General features: G+C 68.0%; 19 protein-coding genes. 18 read left to right on the forward strand and 1 reads right to left on the reverse strand.

Annotated elements, in window-relative coordinates; translation table 11 throughout:
- Window positions 1-2: 2 nt before the first annotated feature.
- Window positions 3-299 carry an H-NS histone family protein gene (locus CFB89_RS00805; RefSeq protein ID WP_006489320.1) on the forward strand — a complete coding sequence of 99 codons (297 nt, stop codon included), beginning with the start codon at window positions 3-5 and terminating at the stop codon, window positions 297-299.
- 102 nt (window positions 300-401) lie between these two features.
- Here CFB89_RS00805 and CFB89_RS00810 read toward each other — a convergent pair whose 3' ends face one another.
- Complete coding sequence (locus tag CFB89_RS00810) at window positions 402-1,466, reverse strand: glycosyltransferase family 4 protein (RefSeq protein WP_089466376.1); 1,065 nt, start codon at window positions 1,464-1,466, stop codon at window positions 402-404.
- A gap of 664 nt (window positions 1,467-2,130) precedes the next feature.
- On the opposite strand from CFB89_RS00810, the gene flhD reads away from it, so the two are divergent.
- From flhD to CFB89_RS00900, 17 genes are all read left to right on the forward strand, one after another.
- Window positions 2,131-2,451, forward strand: a complete 321-nt coding sequence (gene flhD / locus CFB89_RS00820; RefSeq protein ID WP_011350590.1) for a flagellar transcriptional regulator FlhD — start codon at window positions 2,131-2,133, stop codon at window positions 2,449-2,451.
- Between the two features lie 92 nt (window positions 2,452-2,543).
- A complete protein-coding gene (gene flhC, locus CFB89_RS00825; protein ID WP_050015993.1) occupies window positions 2,544-3,098 on the forward strand; it encodes a flagellar transcriptional regulator FlhC in 555 nt (184 codons plus the stop codon).
- A 191-nt stretch (window positions 3,099-3,289) separates the two neighbouring features.
- A complete protein-coding gene (gene motA, locus CFB89_RS00830; RefSeq protein WP_089466379.1) occupies window positions 3,290-4,150 on the forward strand; it encodes a flagellar motor stator protein MotA in 861 nt (286 codons plus the stop codon).
- A gap of 13 nt (window positions 4,151-4,163) precedes the next feature.
- Window positions 4,164-5,183, forward strand: coding sequence for a flagellar motor protein MotB (motB, locus tag CFB89_RS00835; protein ID WP_089466380.1), 1,020 nt, complete (start codon window positions 4,164-4,166; stop codon window positions 5,181-5,183).
- 16 nt (window positions 5,184-5,199) lie between these two features.
- Window positions 5,200-5,577 (forward strand): response regulator, encoded by a 378-nt coding sequence (locus tag CFB89_RS00840; protein WP_089466381.1) that lies wholly within the window; start codon window positions 5,200-5,202, stop codon window positions 5,575-5,577.
- Window positions 5,578-5,610: 33 nt separating this feature from the next.
- Complete coding sequence (cheA, locus tag CFB89_RS00845; RefSeq protein ID WP_089466382.1) at window positions 5,611-7,932, forward strand: chemotaxis protein CheA; 2,322 nt, start codon at window positions 5,611-5,613, stop codon at window positions 7,930-7,932.
- A 48-nt stretch (window positions 7,933-7,980) separates the two neighbouring features.
- Window positions 7,981-8,499, forward strand: a complete 519-nt coding sequence (gene cheW / locus CFB89_RS00850) for a chemotaxis protein CheW (RefSeq protein WP_050016005.1) — start codon at window positions 7,981-7,983, stop codon at window positions 8,497-8,499.
- A gap of 37 nt (window positions 8,500-8,536) precedes the next feature.
- Entirely contained in the window at window positions 8,537-10,528 is a 1,992-nt protein-coding gene (locus CFB89_RS00855) for a methyl-accepting chemotaxis protein (RefSeq protein WP_089466383.1), read from the forward strand.
- 3 nt (window positions 10,529-10,531) lie between these two features.
- Window positions 10,532-11,518, forward strand: coding sequence for a CheR family methyltransferase (locus CFB89_RS00860; protein WP_089466384.1), 987 nt, complete (start codon window positions 10,532-10,534; stop codon window positions 11,516-11,518).
- Complete coding sequence (gene cheD / locus CFB89_RS00865) at window positions 11,515-12,252, forward strand: chemoreceptor glutamine deamidase CheD (RefSeq protein WP_089466385.1); 738 nt, start codon at window positions 11,515-11,517, stop codon at window positions 12,250-12,252. Before CFB89_RS00860 ends, cheD begins: the two co-directional genes overlap by 4 nt.
- On the forward strand, window positions 12,249-13,340 hold the full coding sequence (locus CFB89_RS00870; protein WP_089466386.1) for a chemotaxis response regulator protein-glutamate methylesterase: 1,092 nt from the start codon (window positions 12,249-12,251) through the stop codon (window positions 13,338-13,340). The genes cheD and CFB89_RS00870 overlap by 4 nt, the downstream gene beginning before the upstream one ends.
- A 67-nt stretch (window positions 13,341-13,407) precedes the next feature.
- Window positions 13,408-13,803, forward strand: coding sequence for a chemotaxis response regulator CheY (gene cheY / locus CFB89_RS00875; RefSeq protein WP_006754880.1), 396 nt, complete (start codon window positions 13,408-13,410; stop codon window positions 13,801-13,803).
- Window positions 13,804-13,805: 2 nt separating this feature from the next.
- Window positions 13,806-14,537 carry a protein phosphatase CheZ gene (cheZ, locus tag CFB89_RS00880; RefSeq protein WP_069618698.1) on the forward strand — a complete coding sequence of 244 codons (732 nt, stop codon included), beginning with the start codon at window positions 13,806-13,808 and terminating at the stop codon, window positions 14,535-14,537.
- Window positions 14,538-14,806: 269 nt separating this feature from the next.
- Entirely contained in the window at window positions 14,807-15,310 is a 504-nt protein-coding gene (locus CFB89_RS00885; protein WP_089466447.1) for a DUF2844 domain-containing protein, read from the forward strand.
- A 16-nt stretch (window positions 15,311-15,326) separates the two neighbouring features.
- The gene (locus tag CFB89_RS00890; RefSeq protein WP_089466387.1) at window positions 15,327-16,577 is read left to right on the forward strand and encodes a DUF3443 family protein; all 1,251 of its coding nucleotides are present in this window, start codon (window positions 15,327-15,329) and stop codon (window positions 16,575-16,577) included.
- Window positions 16,578-16,740: 163 nt separating this feature from the next.
- Entirely contained in the window at window positions 16,741-17,238 is a 498-nt protein-coding gene (locus CFB89_RS00895; RefSeq protein WP_089466388.1) for a VOC family protein, read from the forward strand.
- Between the two features lie 420 nt (window positions 17,239-17,658).
- Entirely contained in the window at window positions 17,659-18,039 is a 381-nt protein-coding gene (locus CFB89_RS00900) for a DUF805 domain-containing protein (RefSeq protein WP_089466389.1), read from the forward strand.
- The last annotated feature ends 279 nt before the right edge of the window (window positions 18,040-18,318 follow it).

An 18,318-nucleotide genomic window follows, 5' to 3' on the forward strand; every position in this document is an offset into this window, starting at 1 on the left:
AAATGTCTCAATACGCGAAACTCAAGGCTCAGATCGCCGATCTGCAAGCCCAGGCGGACGACGTGCGGCGCCAGGAAGTGGCGGCGGTGATCGCCGATGTCCAGCGCATGATTGCCGAATATGGCCTGACGGCCCAGGATCTGGGCTTCGCGGAGCGAGCGCGGCGCGGGCGTCCGCCGAAGAAGGCGCCGCTGCCGCCGAAATACCGCGATCCGAAGTCGGGTGCAACCTGGAGCGGGCGCGGCAAGCCGCCGAATTGGATCGTCGGCAAAAACCGCGATCGTTTCCTGATCGAGTGAGGGAAAGCCAAATAGAAAGAGCCGCATCGACGATGCGGCTCTTTTGTTTTGCGTGTCGATTTTCGCGCGGATTTACGACGTATTTCCGCGCGGATTTCCGTGTCAGGCGCCCGCGACCCGGCGCAATGCCGGTTGCTTGGTGGCCGCGCAAAGCGATTCGTAGGTCTCGACGTAACGCTGCGCCATGGCCTTCGAGCTGAAGCGCGTGTCGAAACGCTCGCGGATCGCGGTGCGCGACAGGCTGTCGATCCGGTGCAGCGCGCCGACCGCGCCCTGCACGTCCTCGACGATGAAGCCGGTCACGCCGTCCTCGATCACTTCCGGCACCGAGCCGCGGTTGAACGCGACGACCGGCGTGCCGCACGCCATCGCCTCGATCATCACCAGGCCGAACGGCTCCGGCCAGTCGATCGGGAACAGCAGCGCCTTCGCGCCGGACAGGAACGCCGGCTTTTGCGCTTCGTTGATCTCGCCGATGAATTCGACATGCGCCTGGTCGAGCAGCGGCTCGATCACTTCCTTGAAGTAGTCGGCGTCGGCCTTGTCGACCTTCGCGGCGATCTTCAGCGGCAGCCCGCTTTGCGCGGCGATCCGGATCGCGGTGTCGACACGCTTTTCGGGACAGATCCGGCCGAGGAACGCGAGGTATTCGGGCTTCACGTCCGGCCGCGGCGTGAGCAGCGTGTCGGGCAGCCCGTGGTAGACGGTGCCGGCCCACGCGGCTTGCGGCAGCGGCTTGCGCTGGTTGTTCGAGATCGACACGACCGGCGAATTCGGGAACGCGTCGAACACCGGCTGCAGCTCCGGCAGGTCGAGGCGGCCGTGCAGCGTCGTCACGTACGGCGTGTCGAGGCGCGACATCAGCGGGAACGGCAGGTAGTCGAGGTGGAAGTGCAGCACGTCGAATTCGTGCGCGACCCGGGCGACCTGCTCGAGGAGCCGCATATGGGGCGCCATCGAATCGCGAATCGACGGGTCGAGCCGCAGCGCGCGCGGCCAGGCCGCCTCGAGACGGGCCGACGTAACCGAGTCGCCGCTGGCGAACAGCGTCACGTCATGGCCGAGTTCGACGAGCGCCTCGGTGAGGTAGGACACGACACGCTCGGTGCCGCCGTAGAGTTTCGGCGGGACGGCTTCGTAAAGCGGCGCGATCTGGGCAATTCGCATGGATGTTCTCCTGTGTCGATCCGAGCGCGCGGCGGCGCCGATGCGGATCCCGTACAAGGTTGCGGAACTTGCCGACGCACGCGGTTCGCGATACGTGGCCGGGCCCTGGGCGGGGTGCGCGGAGCGCCGGCGGCAAGCTGCGGGGCGGGCCGGCACGGCTCGCGCCGCCGCCCATTGGAGTCCATTATCGATATCGCCCTGAGGGGTTCGAGTGTTTTTTCAAACACTTAAGGCTTGTTACACGATGAAATACGCGAAAACCCCGAGAAAAAGGGCACGGAATCATGAAGCGCGACAGCCATAACTATTGTTGCGCTATCGTGAAAAAGCACTATAATTTTTACCGATCCGATTGCCGGCGCCTTGCCGGCAAGCCTTCCGCTCCCGGCGCGGCGGCCATCGGCGCCCCTCGCAACCGAATCCGCGTTGCAATCCGTTTTTCCGACCGTTCCTTTCAATTCGCCTTGTCGGAAAAATTCCTACACGGTTTACAGACAAATCCTGCACGGCATACGCCACTTCGCTGATACCGACATAAATCCCGTTTGGCCAAAATTCGCCCTGTAAGACTATAAACGAGCCGACTGAGCGCCCAGTGCGCGCTGATCGAGCAAACGTTTTCATAACATGATTGGCCAAAGCACAGTTTTTTAACGGGGGAATCATGAGCGCCACCAGTGAAATGCTCAGTGAGATCAAAGAGGTTAACCTGTCGTATCTCCTCCTCGCGCAGCGACTGCTGCGGGAAGACAAGGCGATGGGCATGTTTCGCATGGGCATTTCCCAGGAACTGGCCGACGTGCTCGCCAACCTCACGCTCGCGCAGACCGTGAAGCTGGCCGCGTCGAACCAGATGCTGTGCCGCTTCCGCTTCGATGATCACGCGCTGCTGTCGTCGCTCGCCGACAAGGGCCGCAGCGATGTCGTCGCGCACGCCCACTCGGCCATCCTGATGGCCGGGCAGCAGGTCGAAGGCGTCCGCTGATCCATCCCGCCTTGCGTTCGTCCCGGCGTGCCGCGCCGGCCGGCAGCGTATTGGCCATTCATTCGCACAACGTCAAGCGGACGGTTATCACCATGGCAAGCAAAAGCGTCGTGATCGAGGTGAAGGAAATCACCCTCGCCATCGAACTCATCGAACTGGGCGCCCGGCTGCAGCTGCTGGAGGCGGAGACGAGCCTGTCGCGGGACCGTCTGATCAAGCTGTACAAGGAACTGAAGGGCGTGTCGCCGCCGAAGGGGATGCTGCCGTTCTCGACCGACTGGTTCATGACGTGGCAGCCGAACATCCACTCGTCGCTGTTCTACAACATGTACCGGTTCATGCAGGACCACGGCCGCTGCGACCCGATCCAGTCGATCGTGAAGGCGTACCGGCTCTATCTGGAGCACGTGAACCTGTCCGGCGACGAGGCCGCGCTGAGCCTCACGCGGGCGTGGACGCTGGTGCGCTTCTTCGATTCGGGGATGCTGCAGATGACGCCCTGCACGCGCTGCGGCGGCCACTTCGTCGCGCATGCGCATGATCCGCATCAAGGTTTCGTGTGCGGCCTGTGCCAGCCGCCGTCGCGCGCCGGCAAGACCCGCAAGGCCGCCGCCGCGCGCGCCGAACTGGCCGCCGCCGTGGCCTGAGCGCCGGGCCGGGCAAGGCCGGACGGGCCGCGAGCGGCGCGCGAGCGACGTCCGCGGGCCGCGCGAATCGTCTGCGCATTGCTGGTAAACACCGTCGGGCTACCGCCGGGCGGCCGCGAAAGTTTTCCTGCCGACTGCCGTAAACCTGTTTAACGGCGGTCTTCCCGCCGGTCTTTCGTGAGGGACAGGCAGTGCTGATTATCGTGGGAACACTCGTGACGCTGTTGTCCGTCTTCGGCGGTTATGCGCTGGCAGGCGGGCATCTGGGCGCCTTGGTCCAGCCCATCGAGATCCTGATGATCGTGGGCGCCGGCGTCGGCGCGTTCATCCTCGGCAACGGCGTCAAGACCATCAAGGCGACGCTGCGCGTCCTGCCGACGCTCTTCAAGGGCTCGAAATACACGAAGGACGTCTACATGGAGCTGATGGCGCTGCTTTACGTGCTGCTCGCGAAGGCACGCAAGGAAGGCACGCTGACGCTCGAGGCCGACATCGACGATCCGGAAAAGAGCCCGATCTTCACGCAATACCCGAAGATCCTCGCCGATCACCACATCGTCGAATTCCTGACCGACTACCTGCGCCTGATGGTGGGCGGCAACATGAACGCGTTCGAGATCGAAAGCCTGATGGACGAGGAGATCGAGACGCATCACACGGAAGGCGAAGGCCCGGCGCACGCGCTGATGCGCGTCGGCGACGCGATGCCGGCGTTCGGGATCGTCGCGGCCGTGATGGGCGTCGTGCATACGATGGCCTCGGCCGACAAGCCGCCCGCGGTGCTCGGCGCGATGATCGCGCAGGCGCTGGTCGGCACGTTCCTCGGGATCCTGCTGTCGTACGGGCTGATCGGGCCGCTCGCGAGCCTCGCGGAGCAGCGCGTGGCCGAGTCGACCAAGATGTTCCAGTGCATCAAGGTGACGATCCTCGCGACGCTGAACGGCTATGCGCCGGCGATCGCGGTCGAGTTCGGCCGCAAGGTGCTGTTCTCGACCGAGCGTCCGTCGTTCTCCGAGCTCGAAGAACACGTGCGCCGCGTGAAGACCAAGTGAGGCGGAGCGACCGATGAGCAAGAGCAAGGATCGCGCAATCGTCGTCAAGCGGGTGGCCCCGGCGAAGAAGGGCCACCACGGCGGCGCATGGAAGCTCGCGTACGCGGACTTCATGACCGCGATGATGGCGTTCTTCCTGCTGATGTGGCTGCTGAGTTCCGTCACGCCGGTGCAGCTGAAGGGGATCGCCGAATACTTCAACATGCCGCTGAAGGCCGCGATTCTCGGCAGCGGCGACCGCAGCTCGCAGGATTCCAGCATCGTCAACGGCGGCGGCCGCGACCTGTCGAGCACGGATGCCGGCACGCTGCGCCGCACCGACGGCACGACGTCGCTCGCCGAGCGCCTCGCGAAGGCGGGCGACGAGCATTCCCGGTCGCAGGCGCAGGGCGCGCAGGACCGGCTCGAGCAGACGCGCCTGCACGACCTGCAGATCAAGCTGATGGCCGCGATCGAGGCCAATCCGACGCTGCGCCAGTTCAAGCAGCAGATCCGCATCGATTCGACGCTGATGGGGCTGCGCATCGAGATCGTCGATTCGCAGAAGCGGCCGATGTTCGCGATGTCGAGCGACCATGTCGAGCCGTACATGCGCGACATCCTGCGCGAGATCGGCAAGACGCTGAACGACGTGCCGAACCGGATCATCGTCCAGGGCCACACCGACGCCGTGCCGTACGCGGGCGGCGAGGGCGGCTACAGCAACTGGGAGTTGTCGGCCGATCGCGCGAACGCATCGCGCCGCGAGCTGATCTCCGGCGGCATGGACGAGGCGAAAGTGCTGCGCGTGCTGGGCCTCGCGTCGACGCAGAACCTGAACAAGGCCGATCCGCTCGATCCGGAAAACCGCCGGATCAGCGTGATCGTGCTGAATCGCAAATCCGAAGAAGCGCTGATGCGCGACGACGCGACGACGACGACGCTGTCCGCCGACGCGGCCGGCTCGAAGCTGCTCGCGCAGCAGCTCGGCGGCCCGACGCCGGCGGCGCGCCCGGTCGTGGCGAGCGCCGTCGCCGTGGCGCCGAAACCCTGACGTTTCCGAGACAGACATGATCCGAACCATTCTCGCCATCGACGACTCCGCGACCATGCGTGCGCTGCTGCAGGCCACGCTTGCGCAGGCGGGCTACGACGTGACGGTGGCGCCGGACGGCGAAGCCGGCTTCGACATGGCGGCGACGGCGCCGTACGACCTGGTCCTGACCGACCAGAACATGCCGCGCAAGAGCGGGCTCGAGGTGATCGCCGCGCTGCGCAAGCTGACCGCGTACGCGCACACGCCGATCCTCGTGCTGACGACCGAAGGCAGCGATGCGTTCAAGGACGCCGCACGCGAGGCGGGCGCGACCGGCTGGATCGAAAAGCCGATCGACCCGGGCGTGCTGGTCGACCTGGTCGCCACGCTGTCCGAGCCGGCTGCTTCCTGACATGAACGCGATGAATTCAACCGGTGACCGGGCATGACTCTCGACATCACTCAGTTCTACCAGACCTTTTTCGACGAAGCGGACGAGCTGCTCGCGCAGATGGAGCAGCTGCTGCTGAACCTCGACGTCGATTCGCCCGATCCCGAGGATCTGGCGGCGATCTTCCGCGCCGCGCATTCGATCAAGGGCGGCGCGGCGACGTTCGGCTTTTCCGCGCTGACCGAGACGACGCACATCCTCGAATCGCTGCTCGACCGCGCGCGCAACCATGAGCTGACGTTGACCAAGGAGATGGTCGACGCGTTCCTGGAAACCAAGGACGTGCTGTCCGACCAGCTCGTCGACTACCGCGCGAGCGCCGAGCCGGACGCGGCGGCCGCGGCGGCGATCTGCGCGAAGCTCGAACGGCTGAAGGCCGAAAGCGGCGGCGGCGCGCCTGCCGCAGCGGCGCCTGCGCCGGCCGCGCCTGAGCCGGCCGCGCCTGCGCCGGCCGCACCTACGCCGGCCGCACCGGTTGCCGCCGCCGTCGCGCCGGCCGCCGAACCCGCCGTCGGCGGCGACCGTGCGCCCGACCATGTGGTCGAGCAGGCCGTGGCGGCCGCGCATCCGGCGGCCGATGCCGATGCCGGCGCCGACGGCCCACACCTGAAGATCACGCTGGTCGGCGTCGACGCGAAGGATCAGGCGCTGCTCACCGAAGAACTCGGCAACCTCGGCCGGATCGTCGGCCGCGAGGAAGTCGGCGCGGACCTGACGCTGTGGGTCGAATCGGAGGTGCCGTCCGACGACATCGTCGCGGTGTGCTGCTTCGTGATCGACGAAAGCCAGATCCGCGTCGGGCGCGGCACGGCGCCGGCTGCCCAGGCGGCGCCGGCCGCCGCAGCCGTGGCTGCCGAAGCTGCCGAACCGCCCGCCGCCGCGCCGCCCGCGCGCGTCGAGGTGTTCGCGCCGCAGGCCGCCGCGCCGCAACCGGCTGCCGCGGCACCCGCTCCGGCGCCGGCCCCGGCCCCGGCCCCGGCCGCCGCAGCCGCCGCGCAGCCGCAGTCGCAACCGCCCGCTCAACCGCAGCCGGCCGAACATGCGGCGCCGGCCGCCGCCGCGCATCACGACGACAAGCGCGCGCGCCCGGCCGCCGCGGCGGCAGGCGGCGCCGAAGGCAGCTCGATCCGCGTCGGCGTCGAGAAGGTCGACCAGCTGATCAACCTCGTCGGCGAACTGGTGATCACGCAGGCGATGCTGGCGGAGACGGCCAGCGCGTTCGATCCGGCGCTGCACGACCGCCTGTTCAACGGGATGGCGCAGCTCGAGCGCAACGCGCGCGACCTGCAGGAAGCGGTGATGTCGATCCGCATGATGCCGATGGACTACGTGTTCAGCCGCTTCCCGCGGCTCGTGCGCGACCTCGCCGGCAAGCTCGGCAAGCAGGTCGAGCTCGTGACGTTCGGCCAGGCGACCGAGCTCGACAAGAGCCTGATCGAACGGATCATCGACCCGCTCACGCACCTGGTGCGCAACAGCCTCGACCACGGGATCGAAACCGTCGACAAGCGCGTCGCCGCCGGCAAGGACGCGGTCGGCCAGCTCGTGCTGTCGGCCGCGCATCACGGCGGCAACATCGTGATCGAGGTGAGCGACGACGGCGCGGGCCTGAACCGCGAGCGGATCCTCGCGAAGGCCGCGAAGCAGGGCATGCAGATCTCCGAGAACATCAGCGACGACGAAGTGTGGCAACTGATCTTCGCGCCGGGCTTCTCGACCGCCGAGACGGTGACCGACGTGTCGGGCCGCGGCGTCGGGATGGACGTCGTGAAGCGCAACATCCAGTCGATGGGCGGCCACGTCGAGATCTCGTCGCAGGCCGGCCGCGGCACGACCACGCGGATCGTGCTGCCGCTCACGCTCGCGATCCTCGACGGGATGTCGGTCAAGGTCGGCAGCGAGATCTTCATCCTGCCGCTGAACTTCGTGATGGAGTCGCTGCAGCCGTCGAACGACGACATCTACACGGTCGGCAACGGCGAGCGCGTGGTGCGCGTGCGCGGCGAATACCTGCCGCTCGTCGCGCTGCACGAGGTGTTCTCGGTCGACGACGCGCGCACCGACCCGACCCAGGGGATCGTCACGATCATGGAAACCGAGGGGCGCCGCTTCGCGATGCTGATCGACGAGCTGGTCGGCCAGCAGCAGGTGGTCGTGAAGAACCTCGAAACCAATTACCGCAAGGTGCACGGCATCTCGGCGGCGACCATCCTCGGCGACGGCAGCGTCGCGCTGATCGTCGACGTCGCGGCGCTGAACCGCGAAACCCGTGCGATGCACGGCGCCCGAGCGGGCGCCGAGCTCGCCGTCTTCTGACTCTCGCCATTCAACCGATTGGGGGCAAACGTGTCTGCTGAAGTCCAAATGATCAATACCGCCGCGGCGAACGCGGCAGCGACCAGCCGCCGCGACGCCGAACACGGCGACGCGACGGGCCAGGAATTTCTCGTCTTCACGCTCGGCGACGAGGAATACGGGATCGACATCCTGAAAGTGCAGGAAATCCGCGGCTACGACAGCGTCACGCGCATCGCGAATGCGCCCGAGTTCATCAAGGGCGTGATCAACCTGCGCGGGATCATCGTGCCGATCGTCGACATGCGGATCAAGTTCCACCTCGGCCGCGTCGAGTACGACCACCAGACCGTCGTGATCATCCTGAACGTGTCGAACCGCGTGGTCGGGATGGTGGTGGACGGCGTGTCGGACGTGCTGACGCTGCAGACCGACCAGATCATGCCGGCGCCGGAATTCGGCGCGACGCTGACGACCGAGTACCTGACGGGCCTCGGCACGGTCGACGGCCGGATGCTGATCCTGATGGACATCGAGAAGCTGATGTCGAGCCGTGAAATGGCGCTGATCGAGACACTCGGCGGGTAAGCGCGCCGCGCGCGCAGCAATTTCGGGAGAATCTGCAATGTTGCATAACTGGTCGATCCGCACGACGCTCACGGCGGTCGGACTCATCCTCGTGTGCCTGACCGCCGCGGTCGGCGGGCTCGGCCTCTACGCGCTCAATCACGCGAGCCGCTCGCTCGACGAGATCGCGCACGTCGACCTGCCGGCGATCCACACGCTCGACGACGCGGCCGCACAGCTGCTGCGCTCGCGCGTCGCGCTCGATCGCTTTCGTACGCTGACCGAAGGCGGCAATGCGGCCGAGGCGGCGAAGGTGCTCGACCGCGCGCAGGAGCTGTATGGGAAGTCGAACCAGAACTGGCAGGCGTTCCAGTCGACGCCGAAGCTCGGTGTCGATCAGGCGCTTCTCGACGAGCTCGCCGCCCGGCACACGACGATCGTGAAGGAAGGCGTCGAGCCGGAGTTCGCCGCGGCGCGCGCGGGCGACATGGCCGCGTACCACGCGATCGCCGACACGAAGATCAGCCCGATGTTCATTGCGTTCGACCAGACGGCGGCGGCCGTGATCGCCGCGCTGACGAAGCGCGCGGAAGACCGTCAGGCCGAGACGCAGTCGCAGATCTCGATGATGATCGTGTTGATCGCGGCCGGCATCGCGATCGCGTTCGTCGTCGTGATCGCGATCCGCTTCGTGCTGCGCGGGCTGATCGTCCAGCCGATCGAGGACGCGATCGCGCATTTCGAGCGCATTGCCGGCGGCGACCTCACGCAGCCGGTCAACGTTGCCAGCGCGAACGAGATCGGCCGCCTGTTCGGCGGCATCAAGCGGATGCAGGACGCCGTCACGACGATGGTGCAGGCCGTGCATCGCGGCACCGAATCGATCGACGTCGGCGCGCGCGAGATCGCGACCGGCAACATCGACCTGTCGCAGCGCACCGAGGAGCAGGCCGCGTCGCTGCAGGAAACCGCGTCGAGCATGGAGCAACTGACGGGCACCGTGCGGCAGAACGCGGAGAACGCGCGGCAGGCGAGCCAGCTCGCGGTGAACGCGTCGGACATCGCGACGCAGGGCGGCGACGTGGTCGGCCAGGTCGTGTCGACGATGCAGGACATCGCGGCGAGCTCGGGCAAGGTCGTCGACATCATCGGCACGATCGAAGGCATCGCGTTCCAGACCAACATCCTCGCGCTGAACGCGGCCGTCGAGGCGGCGCGGGCCGGCGAGCAGGGCCGCGGCTTCGCGGTGGTCGCGGGCGAGGTGCGTTCGCTCGCGCAGCGCAGCGCGAGCGCCGCGAAGGAAATCAAGCAACTGATCGGCGATTCGGCCGAGAAGGTCGACAGCGGGTCGGCGCTCGTCGCGCGCGCCGGCACGACGATGGACGAGATCGTGCAGGCCGTGCGCCGCGTGACCGACATCATGGGCGAGATCAGCGCCGCGTCCGACGAGCAGTCGACCGGCATCGAGCAGGTCAACCGCGCGGTCGGCCAGATGGATGCGGTCACGCAGCAGAACGCGGCGCTCGTCGAGCAGGCGGCGGCCGCGGCCGCGTCGCTCGAGGAGCAGACGCGCCAGATGAAGGCGATCGTGTCGGGCTGGCGCGTCGCGGGCGGCATCGCGCTCGCGCCGGCGCGCAGCGTCGCGCGGCCGGTGGCCCACGAACCGGCGGCGCTGCCGTCGGCGTCGCGCCACGATGCGCCGGTCGCCGCGCTGCCGGCGCCGCAGCCGGCGGCCCAACCGGCGGCCCAACCGGCGGCCCAACCGGCGGCACGGCGCGCCGCGCCGGCGTCGCGCACGGCTGCCACGGCTGCCGCGACCGCGGCGCCCGAATCGACGCGTGCGGCCGATGCCGCCGCGCGGACCCAGAAGGATGCACCGGCTTCGCGTGGCGGCACCGCCGCGGGCGGCTACGGCCCGCGTCTCGCGAAGACGGCCGCGCCGGCGGACAAGCCGGCCGCGAAGCCCGCGCTCGTGCGCCCGGCGCTGAACGGCGAGAAGCCGGCGCCCGCGACCGCCGGCGCGTCCGACGACGACTGGGAGACCTTCTAAGCCATGCAGCACGCGCGCGCGCCGTTTCGACCCGATGCACCGGATGCCTCGCCCCGCGCGGGCGAGCCGGGGCGCGACTTCGCGTTCACCGGCGCGGATTTCGCGCGCATCCGCGCGCTGATCCATCAACGCGCGGGCATCTCGCTGTCCGAGCACAAGCGCGACATGGCCTACAGCCGGCTCGCGCGACGGCTGCGGGCGCGCGGCCTCGACACGTTCCGCGACTACCTCGACCTGCTCGAGCAGGAAGACGATCCGCTCGAGTGGGAAGCGTTCACCAACGCGCTGACCACCAACCTGACCGCGTTTTTCCGCGAGGCGCACCATTTCCCGATCCTGGCGGAATTCGTGAAATCGCGGCCGGCGCCCGTGTCGGTCTGGTGCTCCGCGGCGTCGACCGGCGAGGAGCCGTACTCGATCGCGATCACGCTGATCGAGGCGCTCGGCGATTCGGCCGCGCGCAGCGCGACGATCCTCGCGACCGATCTCGACACGCAGGTGCTCGCGAAGGCCGAAGCCGGCATCTACACGTACGACCAGGTCAAGCACCTGTCGCCGGAGCGGCTCAAGCGCTTCTTCCTGAAGGGTACGGGCGCGCAGGCCGGCCGCGTGAAGGTGCGCCCCGAGCTGCGCGCGATGATCCGCTTCGAGCAGCTGAACCTGACCGATGCGGACTACGGGATCGCGAAGCCGTTCGACGCGATCTTCTGCCGCAACGTGATGATCTATTTCGACAAGCCGACGCAGGGGCAGGTGCTGTCGCGCTTCGATCCGCTCGTGAAACCGGGCGGGCTGCTGTTCGCCGGCCATTCGGAGAACTTCACGTACGTGACGCAGGCGTTCCGGCTGCGCGGGCAGACGGTGTACGAACTGACGCGCGACGTCGAGCAGGGCGCGCGCTCGCGCGGCGCGCAGGCGAGCGCGGCGGCCGCGATGCCGTCGCGCGCGCGGGCCGCGGGCGGCGCGCCCGCCTATGGAGAGCGCGGATGAGCGCACTGCCGATCGCGACCAATCGCTACTTCGACAACCACTTCGAGCGCCCCGGCGTGAAGCTGTTGCCGAACGAGTTCTACACGACCGCCGAGGACATGGTGCTGATGACCGTGCTCGGCTCGTGCGTCGCCGCGTGCCTGCACGACCCGTACGCGGGCATCGGCGGGATGAACCATTTCATGCTGCCGGACGACGGCGCCGATCCGGGCGCGGCCGCGTCGGAATCGATGCGCTACGGCGCATATGCGATGGAAGTGCTGATCAACGAGCTGATCAAGGCCGGCGGGCGCCGCGAGCGCTTCGAGGCGAAGGTGTTCGGCGGCGCGGCCGTGCTCGCCGGGATGACGACGATCAACATCGGCGATCGCAACGCGGATTTCGTGCGCCGCTACCTCGCGCTCGAGCGCATCCGCATCACCGCGGAAGACCTGCAGGGCGTGCATCCGCGCAAGGTCGCGTTCATGCCGCACAGCGGGCGCGCGATGGTGAAGAAGCTGCGGCTGCAGGTGCCGGGCGTGACCGAACGCGAAGCCGCGCTCGCGCGCGAGGCCGAGCGCGCCCGTCGCGCGCACGTCGAGCTGTTTGCCGCGAAGCGGCCTGCCGCGCCGCAGCCGGCGCGCCCGCGCATCGAGCTGTTCGGCGGACGCGGCGCCGCGCCGGCCGGCGGCGGTAGCGCGGCCGCGGCCGGCGCCGCGCGGACGGCGAACCTATCAAGAAAGCAGGAGGCATGACCGCAGTGCAGAAGATCAAAGTGTTGTGCGTCGACGATTCGGCGCTGATCCGCAGCCTGATGACCGAGATCATCAACAGCCAGCCCGACATGACGGTGGTCGCGACCGCGCCCGATCCGCTCGTCGCGCGCGAGCTCATCAAGCAGCACAACCCCGACGTGCTCACGCTCGACGTCGAAATGCCGCGCATGGACGGGCTCGACTTCCTCGAGAAGCTGATGCGCCTGCGGCCGATGCCGGTCGTGATGGTGTCGTCGCTGACCGAGCGCGGCTCGGAAATCACGCTGCGCGCGCTCGAACTCGGCGCGGTGGATTTCGTCACGAAGCCGCGCGTCGGGATTCGCGACGGGATGCTCGACTACGCGGAAAAGCTCGCCGACAAGATCCGCGCGGCGTCGCGCGCGCGCGTGCGCCAGGCGCCGCAGCCGCAGGCCGCCGCCCGCACGGCGGACAGCGCCGCGGCCGCGCCGATGATCAACAATCCGCTCGTCAGTACCGAGAAGCTGATCATCATCGGCGCGTCGACGGGCGGCACCGAGGCGATCCGCGAAGTGCTGACGCCGCTGCCGCCGGACGCGCCGGCCGTGCTGATCGCGCAGCACATGCCGCCCGGCTTCACGAAATCGTTCGCGCAGCGGCTGAACGGCCTGTGCCGGATCGCGGTAAAGGAAGCCGAGCACGGCGAGCGCGTGCTGCCGGGCCATGCGTACATCGCGCCGGGCCACGCGCACCTGTTGCTCGCGAGAAGCGGCGCGAACTATATTGCGCAACTGTCGGACGAGCCGCCGGTGAACCGGCACCGCCCGTCGGTCGACGTGCTGTTCCGCTCGGCGGCGACGCACGCGGGCAAGAACGCGATCGGCGTGATCCTCACCGGGATGGGCCGCGACGGCGCGGCCGGCCTGCTGGAAATGAAACGCGCGGGCGCTTACACGTTCGCGCAGGACGAGGCGAGCTGTATCGTGTTCGGGATGCCGCGCGAGGCGATCGCGCTCGGCGGTGCGGACGAGGTCGCGCCGCTCGCCGACATGAGCCGCCGCGTGATGGCGCGCCTGGCGACGATGGGCGACCGCGTGCAGCGCGTGTGAATGGACTGTCACGGGGCGCGTGCCACGATACGCGTCCCGACGGAAACGAATCTGGAAAGGAACGACGATGGACAAGAGCATGAAAATCCTGGTGGTGGACGATTTCCCGACGATGCGCCGGATCGTCCGCAACCTGCTCAAGGAACTGGGCTACACGAACGTCGACGAGGCCGAGGACGGCGCGGCCGGCCTCGCGCGGCTGCGCGGCGGCGGCTTCGACTTCGTGATCTCGGACTGGAACATGCCGAACCTCGACGGTCTCGCGATGCTCAAGGAGATCCGCGCGGACGCGACGCTCACGCACCTGCCGGTGCTGATGGTCACGGCCGAGTCGAAGAAGGAGAACATCATCGCGGCCGCGCAGGCCGGCGCGAGCGGCTACGTCGTGAAACCGTTCACGGCCGCGACGCTCGACGAGAAGCTGAACAAGATCATCGACAAGATGGCCAAGGCCGGGAGCTGAACGTGAACGAGCCGATCCATGCGGCGCTTGCCGGCGCGGCGGTCAATGCCGACGGCCATGCCGAAGGCGCCGATTACGCGAGCGACCGGATCCTCGCGCGCATCGGCCACGTCACGCGCACGCTGCGCGATTCGATGCGCGAACTCGGGCTCGACAAGCATGTCGAGCGCGCGGCGGAAGCCGTGCCCGATGCGCGCGACCGGCTGCGCTACGTCGCGACGATGACCGAGCAGGCCGCCGTGCGCGTGCTGAATGCGATCGAGATCGCGAAGCCGATGCAGGAGCGCGTGCAGAACGAAGCCGAGGCGCTCGATGCGCGCTGGGCGCAGTGGTACGCCGCGCCGATCGAGCATGCGGAAGTGCGCGAGCTGATGGACGATACGCGCGCGTTCCTGCGCACGCTGCCCGAATCGACGGCGGCGACTCGCGCGCAATTGCTCGAGATCATGCTTGCGCAGGATTTCCAGGATCTGACCGGGCAGGTGATCAAGAAGATCATGGACATGGTCTACCTGATCGAGCAGCAGCTCCTCACCGTGCTCGTCGAGAACATCGCGCCGGAGCGGCGCGAGCAGTTCGCGGCCACCGCGGCGGCATTCGCGGCCGAAGCGATGAGCGCGACCGGCAGCCCCGAATCGCTGCTGAACGGCCCGCAGATCGCGCCGGAAGGCAAATCCGATGTCGTTCAGGACCAGGGGCAGGTCGACGACCTGCTCGCGAGCCTCGGCTTCTGATCCTGCCGCCGCGCATCCGCGCGCCCCATTGCCGGGCGCCCCGTTCTGCGGGGCCGCCCCGATGCGCGCATGCCCCGTCGCGGTCTCGTTTCCCACGCCCGCCGCCGCTGCGCGGCGCGGCGTGATCCTGCGTCGAATTGACACGCTGACACACTCCGCAGGCATACTACGCGTCAGCAGCAACGTAGCGTCATTCGTACGATTCATAAGTGGGCAGGCGGCGCGGGCCGATGGCGGCGCCGTCGGCACCGAAGCCTTGGGGGGGGAACGTGAAGCTGAAACGCTTGGGCTGGACCGTCGCGCATGCGACGGCTGCAATGGGTGTGCTGTGGGCCGTCCACGCACACGCGGAACTGGGCGGCGCGCCGATGTCGCCGCCGGCGGACGATCAGGCCGCCACCGTGCGCGCGCTGCAGCGCGCGATGCGCTCGGCGGACGGCGTGCAGACGAGCACGGCCGCCTATACCGTGCGCGAGATCACGCTCGGATCGGGCACTGTCATCCACGAATACACGTCGGCCGCCGGCAGCGTGTTCGGCCTCGCGTGGCGCGGGCCGACGATGCCGGATCTCGCGTCGCTGCTCGGCAGCTATTTCCCGCAGTACACCGCCGGCGTCCAGGCGGCGCACCGGGCGCGCGGCTGGCGTGCGCCGGTGACCGTCGAGACGAGCGGCCTCGTGATCCGGACGGGCGGCCACATGGGCGCCTTCTCCGGCCAGGCATGGCTGCCGTCGGCGCTGCCGGCCGGCGTGGCCGGCACCGATATCCAGTGACAGCGGGAGAGCGATCTTGAGCATGACTCGTACATTCAAGCGCTGGTTCGGCGTGCTGGGCCTCCTGGCCGCGACGGCCGTGCTCGTGACGGCTTGCGGCGGCGGCGATGGCGGCGGCAGCAGCAGTTCGGGCAACAACGGCAATACCGGCAATACCGGCAATAACGGCTCGGGCGGATCCGACGGCAACAGCGGCAACACGGCCGTCATCACGGTCGCCGCCGGCGCCGCGAACGTGATCAACATCCCGACCATCAGCGTGAAGGTCTGCGTGCCGGGCACGTCGAACTGCCAGATCGTCAACAACGTGCTCGTCGATACCGCGTCCTACGGGCTGAGGCTCGTCGGCAGCGCGGTGTCGGGCGTGCACGACAGCCTGCCGCAAGTGACGAGCGGCGGCGCGCCGGTCGCCGAATGCGGCAAGTTCGTGTCGAGCTACACGTGGGGCTCGGTGCGCACCGTCGACCTGTCGATCGGCAGCGAGCAGGCCGCGTCGCTGCCCGTGCAGATCATCGGCGACCTCGGCACGACGAACGTGCCGAGCTCGTGCACGAACGGCGGCGCGTCGGCCAACTCGACGAGCGCGCTCGGCGCGAACGGGATCCTCGGCATCGGGCCGGCGCCGTACGACTGCGGCACGACCTGCGCGACGTCGACGTCGACGAACAACAACTACTACGCGTGCCCGAACGGCGACAACGCGAGCTGCACCGTCACGCTCGTGCCGCTGGCGCAGCAGGTGGCCAACCCGGTGCACCGGTTCGCGAACAACGACGGCGTGAGCGTGCAGATGCCGGCCATCTCGAGCAACGGGCAGGGGAGCGCGACCGGCACGCTGACGTTCGGCTTGCCGAACCTGAGCGGCAAGACGGTGCTGACGTCGACCACGACCGGCGACGTCAGCGCGACGTTCCAGGGGCGCAACGTGACCGCGTTCTTCGACACGGGCTCGAACGCGTATTTCTTCAACGATTCGGCGCAGACGGTCTGTTCGAGGAATACGGAGTTCTACTGCCCGTCGGCCACGACCACCTATTCGGCCACGCTGAGCGGCCAGAACGGCGCGTCGGGCACCGTGTCGATGCCGGTCGCGAACGCGGATTCGTTGTTCTCGAACGCGTCGACGTTCGCGTTCAACGACATCGCGGGGCCGTTCGGCTCGTCCAACTGGCTCGACATCGGCATGCCGCACTTCTACGGCAAGACGATCTACTTCGGGATGGACAAGACCGCGAGCGGCGGCGCGCAGCCGTTCGTCGCGTTCTGACGCGGCGTCGCCGGACGCAGGAACGAGGGGGCGAGCGATCGCCCCCTTTTTTATTCCGGCGCGCCGCGCGTGCGCTACGGACCGCATCGCCGCCACGCGCCGACATAGCGCCTACGATGTAAGACCGGCACCGGTGCCGGCAAGACATCGAAGGAGACAGCGCATGAACCCGCGTATCCAGCGCATCACGCCGTTCCTGTGGTTCGACCGCGACGCCGAGGCGGCGGCCGGTTTCTACGTATCGGTGTTCGACAACGCGCGCATCGTGCACGTCGCGCGCTACGGCAAGGCCGGCGCGCATGCGTCCGGCAACGCCGAGGGCGCGGTGATGACCGTGTCGTTCGAGCTCGACGGGCAGGCGTTCGTCGCGCTGAACGGCGGCCCCGTGTTCCAGATGACGCCGGCCGTGTCGTTCGTCGTCAACTGCCGCGACCAGGCCGAGATCGACCATTACTGGACGCGCTTGTCCGAGGGCGGCGACGAACGTGCGCAGCAATGCGGCTGGCTGCGGGACCGCTTCGGCGTGTCGTGGCAGGTCGTGCCCGTGCAGATGACCGAACTGATGACGGGCGACCCGGCCCGCGCCGAGCGCGTGATGGCGCAGGTGATGACGATGAAGAAGCTCGACCTCGGCGCGTTGCAGCGTGCGGCGGCCGGTTAGGTCGCTCAGGTCGGTCAGGCTGTTCGGGCCGGCGATGGCCGGCCGTGCCGTCCCGACGCCGTAGGGCGCGATTCGGACGGAACCGGCGATGCCGAAAGGCACCGCGACCGGCGCGCCTGCGTATCGCCGGCCGGCCGGTTAATCGAATAAGGGCACTCGAATCGATTATCGATTCGCGCGATTTCATTCGGATGTAATCAAAGCCGGATTATCCGGGACGGTCGCCTCTGTCAGATCTTCACGATTATTGAAATGACGCGGCATGCAAGCCCGGGACGCGAAATCCGCTCTTGCAGCCGTTCCCGCGTCATTTGAATGCGTATTGCCCCATATGCCAAAATAGATGGAAGCCACCGAAATTCGATCATATAATTCCGGCGTTGTTTCCGGGGTGCCAATATAAAACAGGAGGGTAATAAAATGAATTTTTCCGAAGCCGTTCGTGCCGCACTGAATAAATACGCGACATTCGAAGGCCGTGCGCGTCGTGCCGAATACTGGTATTTCGCGCTGCTGAGCTGCGTGCTGTCGATCGTCGGCCAGATCATCGGCGCGGCGGGCCGCGATGCGGGCCTGATCACGCTGCTGCTGCTCGGCGTCATCTCCCTCGTGTCGCTCGCGCTGATCATTCCGGGCATCGCGGTCAGCGTGCGCCGCCTGCACGATACGGGCCGCTCGGGCTGGTTCCTGCTGCTCGCGCTGATTCCGATCGTCGGCGGCATCCTGCTGCTCGTGTGGATGTGCTCGCGCGGCACCGAAGGCCCGAACCGCTTCGGCGCGGACCCGATTCCGGCGGCCTGACCGACGCCTGCCCCGACCGACGCGCGTCGCCGTTCGTCGGGGCCTGCTTTTCCCGCCTTTCCCGTTTTTCCCGTTTCTCGCGCCTTTCCCGCCCGTCGTTTCACCGTTCCCCGCGCATTCCGCCGCTGCCGCCTCGCTTGCGGCCGCCGCGTCGCCCATGCTCGGGCGGCTCCGTTTTTCCGCCGCGCCGCGCGCCGTTCCAGCCGCGTTCGCGGGCGCTCGCCCGATTCCCCGAAATACCCCCCTTTCCCGGCTTTGCTCGACCGATCGGCGTTTGAC

It is taken from the genome of Burkholderia sp. AU16741, assembly GCF_002223345.1.
Classification (GTDB): Bacteria; Pseudomonadota; Gammaproteobacteria; order Burkholderiales; family Burkholderiaceae; genus Burkholderia; species Burkholderia sola.